Origin of the sequence: Absiella sp. AM09-50 (assembly GCF_003433845.1) — a bacterium.
In the GTDB taxonomy this organism is placed as follows: Bacteria; Bacillota_I; Bacilli_A; order Erysipelotrichales; family Erysipelotrichaceae; genus Hoskinsella; species Hoskinsella hominis.
Map to the genome: position 1 here is coordinate 266,555 of NZ_QVFI01000002.1, position 8,378 is coordinate 274,932.

Genomic DNA, 8,378 nt, shown 5'->3' on the forward strand with positions numbered 1-8,378 from the left:
TTTATTTCCCCTCTCTTAAACTTTTCACCATAAGGATTCCATTGGCTTTCATATTTGCGATTGCAAATTCGTTACAGCTATATGCATCATGGATGCCTTCTATATGATATGTATCTATGGTATTCACTGGAATGATGATACGATGATCAACCATATTATGCTCATTGAACCACGCATTTAAACAAAGCGCAAACTGTAAGATACAAATATCACTGCAACATCCCATTATGATGATATCCTGATAAGCATCCAAACGTTTTTCTTCAATAAAAGATTGAAAATCCATACAGGTAAATGTATTGGTACTGTTTTTATGAAATAGTTCATGAATATATGGCTGTAGTTCTTCGACTACTTCACTTTCCCTTGTGCCAATCACACAATGAGATGGAAATGATAGAAACTCTCTTGTTTTTGGTGGATGTGCATCTGCGATAAAGATATTACGGGTATCCAGTGCTTCTAATACCTCTATGATATTCTGCGTGATTTCATTGATTGCCTCATCTGCCAATGCGCCTTCATGGATAAAGCCATTGATCATATCCACAACGAATACGATTGGATCTTTGATATCCATAACATGCATGTCAGATAATTGCTGCATAAACATTTCGCTAACTCTTGCCATAGAAAATCTCCTTTAAAAATTTTTATACTTCTTTATTATAGACTTTTTTTATTTGATTTTAAACAAAAAGTAACGATTTCTCGTTACTCATGCTTTATAGATAGATATATAACCACATTCTTCAGGTAAATCCATTCATATATAAGGCAGCACACCATTTTCTATTCGTTCTAACAACTGTTTGCCATCTATCTTAATCACCTCTTGAACATTTCGCTGCATCAATTGCCAGTACGATCATCAAACATAGTAAGGCATCCTCATCTCTTTCAATATCCAAAACGTAAGTATCGCTGAAGTGAAACAGTTCTTTTGAAGCCTGCATAATAATACGTGTATCATTTAAGACGGTATAATCCCATTCCATAAAATCACCTTCTACACGCCAATCGTTACATGTCAGATGAAATTTTGGACGAAAGAATGTAAATTCTTTTTCAATCTTTCCAATCTCTATACCATGATCATATAGGATGAATTTTGGTAAAAGTGTCAATACTTCTTCTTTTACTTCTCCAATCTGTAAATGCATCTGATCATAGATCAATAATTTATGTCCCCAGGACAGTTTTCCTTCTACCTGAAACAGCGTTTCTCCATTTTCATTATAGATATCATAACTGTCAAACCAGCTAAATATTCTTTGTTTAAATAATAGTTTCATATGCTTCCCTCATTTCTTATTACTTTTTTACGATATCACATTATAAAAGAAATGAAAAGAACTGAAATAAAAATACTGCTACGCCATAAGGAATGATGATCATCATCGCAATGGATAATGCCAACATTTTTTTACCATATTCATGATAGAGCGCTTGTAAAGTCATAATGCATGGAATAGATAGTAATACATATACCATAAAACAAAAAGCTCTTAAATTTGCGTATTTATCCTGCCATAGGTTTTTTACAGCGATCACAGCACCCTGATCTTGAGATTTTAATTTTACATTTGGAAAGAACGTATCGTGAATACTGCTTTTGATAGCATGCAGGGTTTCCTCTTTGATGGATTGTATATCTTTTTCTAAATCAATTGGCGCTGGTTTTGCGTCTTTATCTCCTTCTAACACTGTTCCAAAATAGCCAACGATGGTTTCTTTGGCGATGATTCCTCCTGGTAACGATGCCACACATTCCCAACGATTTCCAAATCCTGCCGGTTCAAAAATGGGAGCGGCCGTTTTCGCAAATGTTGCCATATAGCTTTCAGATAAATTACCAGTTGGAAAATAACTGATTCCCCATAAAATTACCATTGCCCATAAGACGATACCAAAGGCTTTTTTTACATAGTTTTTCACTTCTTCTTTGACCTTATGAAATACCACATGAAAATTAGGCATATGATAGTTTGGCAGCTCTAAAACGAATAGTCCATCCTCTTTAAATGCTTCCTGTTTACTTAAAAGAAAGGCCAGAATCAAGGCAATCAGGATGCCAATGCCATATACACTCAATATCATCAAAGAAGCTTTATGTGGAAAGAAAGCAGATGCAAATAATACATAGACTGGAAGTCTGGCACCACAGGACATAAAGGGTACTAAGACAGCGGTTAAACGTTTTTGATGTTCATTATCCAAAGTTCTTGTCGCATAAATGGCTGGTACATTACAGCCAAAGCCTAATAATAATGACACAAAACTTTTTCCACTTAGATGAAAGGTATGCATCATACGGTCTAATAGAAAAGCAATTCTGCTCATATAGCCGCTTTCTTCCAAAATGGATAACACCATATACAGAATTGCCATTAAAGGCACAAAGGTCAATACACCACCTACCCCTGCTAATATACCATCCAGCAAAAGATGTTGAAATGCGATAGGAAACGATAGAATTGCGTGGGCAAGATATTTTTTCAAGATATCATTTATCAAAAAGTCTATGAGTGCATTATATGGTGCACTGAATTGAAAAACAAATAATAAAAGAAACGTAAAGATCACAAAAAAAAGTGGCAGACCAAAATATTTATGCAGCAGGATACGATCTATTTTCCGTGTAAAAGCAAATCGCTTTTGTTCATCTTCTTCTACATAATTCATTAAAGAAGCTATCACATGATACCGGCTTTTTTCTATACGCTCTTTATTCATTCCCTGTGACAGTGCTTTGATAGCTTCCAGATCTATTTGCCATCCCTCCAACTGTTTCCATGCTGTTTCCTCCTGTTTTAAAACCTGTAAGGTAAATACATGACGATGTTGCTCATTCCATGTAACATAGGATGGTAAATGATCATCCAGATAGTTATATACATGCACATAGATTTCTACATCTTCATTAGATAATAATGGATAATAAAATCCATCCTGATGAATCTGTGTACAAATGGCATCCCAAACAAGTTGTTTATCTTTTTTACGAAATGCGCTCACACACAGAATCGGTATCTGTAAACGCTTGGAAATTCTGGTATGGTCGATATGTATGGCACACTTTTCTACTACATCCATAAAGTTAAAAATGATCAGCATGGGAATCTGTAGTTCCCTTAACAACAGCGTTAGATACAGGTTATGAGAAAGATTACTAGCATCCACAACATTCACAATCAGATCAACCTGTTCCTTTTGAAGAAAATCACTGGTAATACGTTCTTCATTTTCTTGTTTATTCAAGCTGTAACAGCCAGGCAAATCAATCAGATGATATAGATTCCCATGGTATTTGATGGTTGCCTCTTTACGCTCTACTGTTACACCAGGCCAGTTGCCGACTTTAAAATCTGCATCACTTAATGCATTGATCCATGCACTTTTTCCAACATTGGGATTTCCTACAAAAGCAATTGTATATTCCTTCATAAACATTTCACCTCAATTCTTTGTGCATCCTGCTTTCTTAAAATCAGATGTGTTCCCTGTACATAAAACAGATAAGGATCTTGAAGGGGCGCTTTTTGTATCAGCCTGATGATTGCACCTTCATAAATACCTAGATAAAATAATCGTTTGGTATCTGCTTCCTCCATATGTACTCTTATAACTTCACATAGCTGCTGTTCCCTCATTTCACTTGCATTCATCTTTATCACCATACATAATATACAATGTAGAAAACATAAAAAAAGTCGCAATATTACGATAGATTCTGGTTATATTTTTCATTATGAATGAATATATTTTCATAAAATATGAAAAAATTAAATTTTTTATTTTCATTTTTGTAATTTGCGTTTATAATATAGGCAGGCTAAAGGAGGAAATTGTATGGCTAAATTAGATTTCGTAAAAGAAGCAGTTCGTAAACGCAACCCAAATGACGCAGAATTCATTCAAGCTGTGGATGAAGTAATGCTTTCTCTTGAGAAAGTTGTTGAAAAACATCCAGAGTATATAGAAAAAGGTGTATTTGAACGAATTATTGAGCCAGAACGACAAATCATCTTCCGTGTTCCATGGGTCGATGATTCTGGAAAGGTACAGGTGAATCGTGCATACCGTGTGGAATTCAATTCCGCAATTGGACCTTATAAAGGTGGACTTCGTTTCCATCCAAGCGTAAACATCAGTATTATCAAATTCTTAGGATTTGAACAGATCTTTAAAAACAGTCTGACTGGACTGCCTATGGGCGGTGGAAAAGGTGGAAGTGACTTTGATCCAAAAGGTAAAAGTGACGCAGAAGTCATGCGTTTCTGCCAGAGTTTCATGACTGAATTATGTAAATATATCGGACCAGATACCGATGTACCTGCTGGAGATATCGGTGTTGGCGGACGTGAAATTGGTTATATGTTTGGACAATACAAACGTATCCGTAATGAATTTACTGGTGTATTAACTGGTAAAGGTTTAAACTGGGGTGGTTCTTTAGCAAGAACACAGGCTACCGGTTATGGCTTATGTTACTTCACAAATGCGATGTTAAAAAACAAAGGCTTATCATTTGAAGGTAAGAACGTGGTTGTTTCAGGTAGTGGCAATGTTGCTATCTATGCCGCAGAAAAAGCTATGACATTAGGCGCAAAAGTTATCGCAATGAGTGATTCTAGTGGATATGTTGTAGATGAAAACGGCATCAACTTAGATGTAATGAAAGAAATCAAAGAAGTAAAACGTGGCAGAATTCATGAATATGCTGAAAAAGTTGAAGGTGCTACTTTCCACGCTAAAGAAAGCATTTGGAATGTACCATGCGATATCGCATTACCTTGTGCTACACAGAATGAATTGAAAAAAGAAGACGCAGAAACATTGGTAAAAAATGGTGTCATCGCTGTATGTGAAGGTGCCAATATGCCGACAACACCAGAAGCCATTGAAGTTTTACAGGCAAACAAGATTTTATATGCCCCAGGTAAAGCAAGCAATGCAGGTGGCGTCGCAACTTCAGGACTTGAAATGTCACAGAACTCAGCACGTTTAAGCTGGACATTTGAAGAAGTTGATGAAAAATTAAAAGGCATTATGGAAAACATCTTTGATACAGTTTCTAAAACTGCTGAAGAATATGGCATGCCAGACAACTATATGGCTGGGGCAAACATTGCTGGATTCATCAAAGTCGCAGATTCTATGATTGATCAGGGTATTGTATAATACACGTAAAGAAAACCGATGAAATTCATCGGTTTTTTCTATGTTCATTCACAAAAAAAGGAGCAGATCACTACTCCAACTTTCGTTTACTCTTCTGTTTCCATATGGCGTTTAATAATAGAACTAATCAAATCAGCAGCCAGTTTTGGATCATCATTACATACAATATACTTGTAATTATCCATCATCTTCATTTCTTTGCTGGCTTTTGCTAAACGCTGCTGTACGATTTCTTCTGGTTCACTTCTTCTACCACGGATACGTTTTTCCAATTCTTCCATGTTTGGTGGTATGATAAAGATCGTTAATGCGTCAGGACATTTCTCACGCACCTGCGTTGCACCCTGTACTTCAATTTCCAGTAAAACATTTTTACCTTCATTACGAAGTTTTTCAACTTCCTCCATAGGCGTACCATAATAGTTACCTACAAATTCTGCCCATTCCAGCAGTTCCCCGTTCTTGATAGCTTCCTCAAACGCTTCTTTCGTTGTAAATATGTAATCAACACCGTCTTTTTCACCAACTCTAGGACTTCTTGTCGTCATAGATATGGAATAAGCCAGTTTCAGTGATTCATCATTCATAAAGTAGCTTCGAATAGTACCTTTTCCAACACCACTTGGGCCACTGATGATGATCAACAATCCTTTCTTCATACGCTCACCTCTCAACATCTTTATAAACATTTTACTAGCTGGAACCATCAATGTCAAACAAGTTTCATAAAGATTTTCATTTTTATGTTATAATAGGAGCATTGAGGTGAGAAAATGGCATTAGATGGTTTATTATTAAGACAGCTGTATCATGAAATCAATACCTGTCTACCTGCAAAGATTTTAAAGATTCAGGCAGTTAGTGATACGGAATTACTTTTTACCCTTCGTACACAACAAGGTAATCAAAAACTGATGATTTCTTTACATAGTGTATATAACCGTATCAATATCACGAAGGAATCTTATACAACGCTGGAAGTTCCGGGTAATTTTGTGATGCTGTTAAGAAAACAGATAGATGGTGGTATTATTCGTTCTATGGAACAAATTGGATTAGATCGTATCCTGCATATGGAAATTGAAGCCAGAAATGAAATGGGCGATATCCATGTAAAACATTTTTATGTAGAGCTCATGGGCAAATATGCCAATGTGGTATTAGTCGATGAGGACATGCGCATTATTGATGCGCTAAAGCGTATTCCGCCTTTTGAAAACAATAGTCGTACCATTCATCCTGGGGCAGCTTATGTATTACCTGCACCCCATGTTGGGAAACAAGATCCCTTTCATCATGAAGCATTTGATCTTGAAGAATCTTTCACAAAACAGTTTCACGGATTTTCTCCATTGTTGAGTAAAGAAATGCAATATCGTATAAAACAAGGTCAATCATTTGATGAAGTCATGCAGGAAATTGCATCATCAAATCAATTATATATCAGTGATGTTGAGGACAATATGTTTTTCCATTGTATTCCTTTGCTTCATTTAGGAGCACATTATCGTGTGTACCCTTTGATGAAAGGTATGGATATTTTATTTTATCATAAAGAAGAAAAAGTGCGGATCAAACAACAAAGCGGAGATTTATTCAAAGCGTGTCGTAAAGAATTAAGAAAAAATGAATCTAAGCTTCCAAAACTGAAGCAAAGTCTAAAAGAAGCACTGGATTGCGATAAATATCGTGAATACGGTGATTTATTATTTGCCTATCAACATACGCTGCAAAAAGAAAAAACGATTGTACTTCCCTCTTTTGAAACCGGTGAAGATGTAAAAATTCCGATTGATATGCGTTTTGATTTAAAAACCAATGCAAATAAATTTTATCAAAAATACCATAAATTTAAACGTGCACAGAGTATTTTAAATGAACAGATCGAACTGTGTGAAAAAGAAATCCGCTACTTTGAAGCTATGGAAGTACAACTGGAGCAAGCTGGTATACAAGATGCCATCGAAATTCGTGAAGAACTGGCAAAACAAGGCTATGTAAAAGCATATAAGAGCCGGATACGTAAAAAGAAGAAACAGGAACTGCCCCATTATGATACATTTCAGTTTGAAGACGTTACATTGTATCTGGGAAAAAACAACCTGCAAAATGAATATGTTACATGGAAGCTTGGAAGAAAGAATGATACATGGTTTCATGCCAAAGATTTACATGGTGCCCATGTGATTATCACAACCCCTGATCCAGATGAACAGTTGATTCGTGATGCTGCCATGCTTGCGGCATGGTATAGCAAAGGACGTTTTTCATCCAGTGTTCCTGTGAATTACTGTTTAGTAAAACAATTGAAAAAAATACCTGGCAGTAAAGGCAGCTTTGTATCTTTAAGTACCTATAAAACTATTTATATCGATCCAGACGCTGCTTATATTCAACAACTGATTGATGAACATATGGTTCATCAGAAATAAGGAGGAGCTTATGGGACTGTTTTCTAAGAAAAAAGCGAAAAAAGAAATACAACCTGCTGTTGAAGAAGTAAAAGATGAAGAATTGGATGCAACTGGATGGCATGCAATTACACAAGCTTTTGAAAAGCTTTATCCAGATCAGAAGGATCCCAGACACTATGGTGTTTTGATTCCATGGCGATTAGGCGGCAATGATCCTTTACAAGGTATCAGTATTTATGAAGCAAGTGATTATTATCACTTTGTAACCTATGGTTTTAGTGAGCTGTATGAAAAAGAATTTGAAAATAAAGAATATAGCGGTTATGGCTTTGAGTTGACCTTAAAACTAAAAAAAGCAGGTTTATCTGATGATGAAGCTGAAATCAAAGGCATCTGTGGTATCCTTCAGGCATTAGCCAGAGAAACCTTTCAACATGGTGATATCTTTCAACCTGAAGAATATATCTATACAGGGCAGAAAACCGGTATGGATGTAAAAGCTGAAAGTAAGATTACAGGCTTTATCACTACCTTAGATGAAGCAGGCGAAATTGATACCCCAAATGGCAAAGTACAATTTGTACAGCTGATTGGTATGCAGGATCAAGAACTTCAAGCAATCGTAGATCATACCTATCGTGTCCATGATCTATTAGAAAAACTGCCAGATACCCTGACAGATTATACAAGAGAAAGTGTTATATAATATAAAAAAAGAGAAGAAATGAACCAATGCCAATAAGTTAAGGGTATTGACAAAAACAAAAATCAGGAATATAG

8 protein-coding genes are annotated in these 8,378 nt (G+C 35.9%); 3 read left to right on the plus strand and 5 right to left on the minus strand.

Annotation, left to right across the window (positions count from 1 at the left end):
* Position 1: 1 nt before the first annotated feature.
* From DW114_RS03775 to DW114_RS03790, 4 genes are all read right to left on the minus strand, one after another.
* Positions 2 to 631 carry a cysteine hydrolase family protein gene (locus DW114_RS03775; RefSeq protein ID WP_117452459.1) on the minus strand — a complete coding sequence of 210 codons (630 nt, stop codon included), beginning with the start codon at positions 629 to 631 and terminating at the stop codon, positions 2 to 4.
* A 193-nt stretch (positions 632 to 824) separates the two neighbouring features.
* Positions 825 to 1,295 (minus strand): LURP-one-related/scramblase family protein, encoded by a 471-nt coding sequence (locus DW114_RS03780; RefSeq protein WP_117452460.1) that lies wholly within the window; start codon positions 1,293 to 1,295, stop codon positions 825 to 827.
* 40 nt (positions 1,296 to 1,335) lie between these two features.
* Entirely contained in the window at positions 1,336 to 3,447 is a 2,112-nt protein-coding gene (gene feoB / locus DW114_RS03785; RefSeq protein ID WP_117452461.1) for a ferrous iron transport protein B, read from the minus strand.
* Positions 3,444 to 3,668, minus strand: coding sequence for a FeoA family protein (locus DW114_RS03790; RefSeq protein ID WP_117452462.1), 225 nt, complete (start codon positions 3,666 to 3,668; stop codon positions 3,444 to 3,446). The genes feoB and DW114_RS03790 overlap by 4 nt, the downstream gene beginning before the upstream one ends.
* Before the next feature lie 184 nt (positions 3,669 to 3,852).
* Between DW114_RS03790 and gdhA the strand changes: the two genes are divergently transcribed.
* The gene (gene gdhA / locus DW114_RS03795; RefSeq protein WP_117452463.1) at positions 3,853 to 5,184 is read left to right on the plus strand and encodes an NADP-specific glutamate dehydrogenase; all 1,332 of its coding nucleotides are present in this window, start codon (positions 3,853 to 3,855) and stop codon (positions 5,182 to 5,184) included.
* An 86-nt stretch (positions 5,185 to 5,270) separates the two neighbouring features.
* Here gdhA and gmk read toward each other — a convergent pair whose 3' ends face one another.
* The gene (gene gmk / locus DW114_RS03800) at positions 5,271 to 5,843 is read right to left on the minus strand and encodes a guanylate kinase (RefSeq protein ID WP_117452464.1); all 573 of its coding nucleotides are present in this window, start codon (positions 5,841 to 5,843) and stop codon (positions 5,271 to 5,273) included.
* A 114-nt stretch (positions 5,844 to 5,957) separates the two neighbouring features.
* On the opposite strand from gmk, the gene DW114_RS03805 reads away from it, so the two are divergent.
* The gene (locus tag DW114_RS03805) at positions 5,958 to 7,616 is read left to right on the plus strand and encodes an Rqc2 family fibronectin-binding protein (RefSeq protein ID WP_117452465.1); all 1,659 of its coding nucleotides are present in this window, start codon (positions 5,958 to 5,960) and stop codon (positions 7,614 to 7,616) included.
* 10 nt (positions 7,617 to 7,626) lie between these two features.
* Positions 7,627 to 8,304, plus strand: a complete 678-nt coding sequence (locus DW114_RS03810; protein WP_117452466.1) for a suppressor of fused domain protein — start codon at positions 7,627 to 7,629, stop codon at positions 8,302 to 8,304.
* The last annotated feature ends 74 nt before the right edge of the window (positions 8,305 to 8,378 follow it).

Coding starts and splice junctions, on each gene's coding strand:
- gdhA (WP_117452463.1), top strand. CDS start 3,853: ATGGCTAAATTAGATTTCGTAAAAGAAGCAGTTCGTAAACGCAACCCA.
- feoB (WP_117452461.1), bottom strand. CDS start 3,447: ATGAAGGAATATACAATTGCTTTTGTAGGAAATCCCAATGTTGGAAAA.
- DW114_RS03775 (WP_117452459.1), bottom strand. CDS start 631: ATGGCAAGAGTTAGCGAAATGTTTATGCAGCAATTATCTGACATGCAT.
- DW114_RS03780 (WP_117452460.1), bottom strand. CDS start 1,295: ATGAAACTATTATTTAAACAAAGAATATTTAGCTGGTTTGACAGTTAT.
- DW114_RS03805 (WP_117452465.1), top strand. CDS start 5,958: ATGGCATTAGATGGTTTATTATTAAGACAGCTGTATCATGAAATCAAT.
- DW114_RS03810 (WP_117452466.1), top strand. CDS start 7,627: ATGGGACTGTTTTCTAAGAAAAAAGCGAAAAAAGAAATACAACCTGCT.
- DW114_RS03790 (WP_117452462.1), bottom strand. CDS start 3,668: ATGAATGCAAGTGAAATGAGGGAACAGCAGCTATGTGAAGTTATAAGA.
- gmk (WP_117452464.1), bottom strand. CDS start 5,843: ATGAAGAAAGGATTGTTGATCATCATCAGTGGCCCAAGTGGTGTTGGA.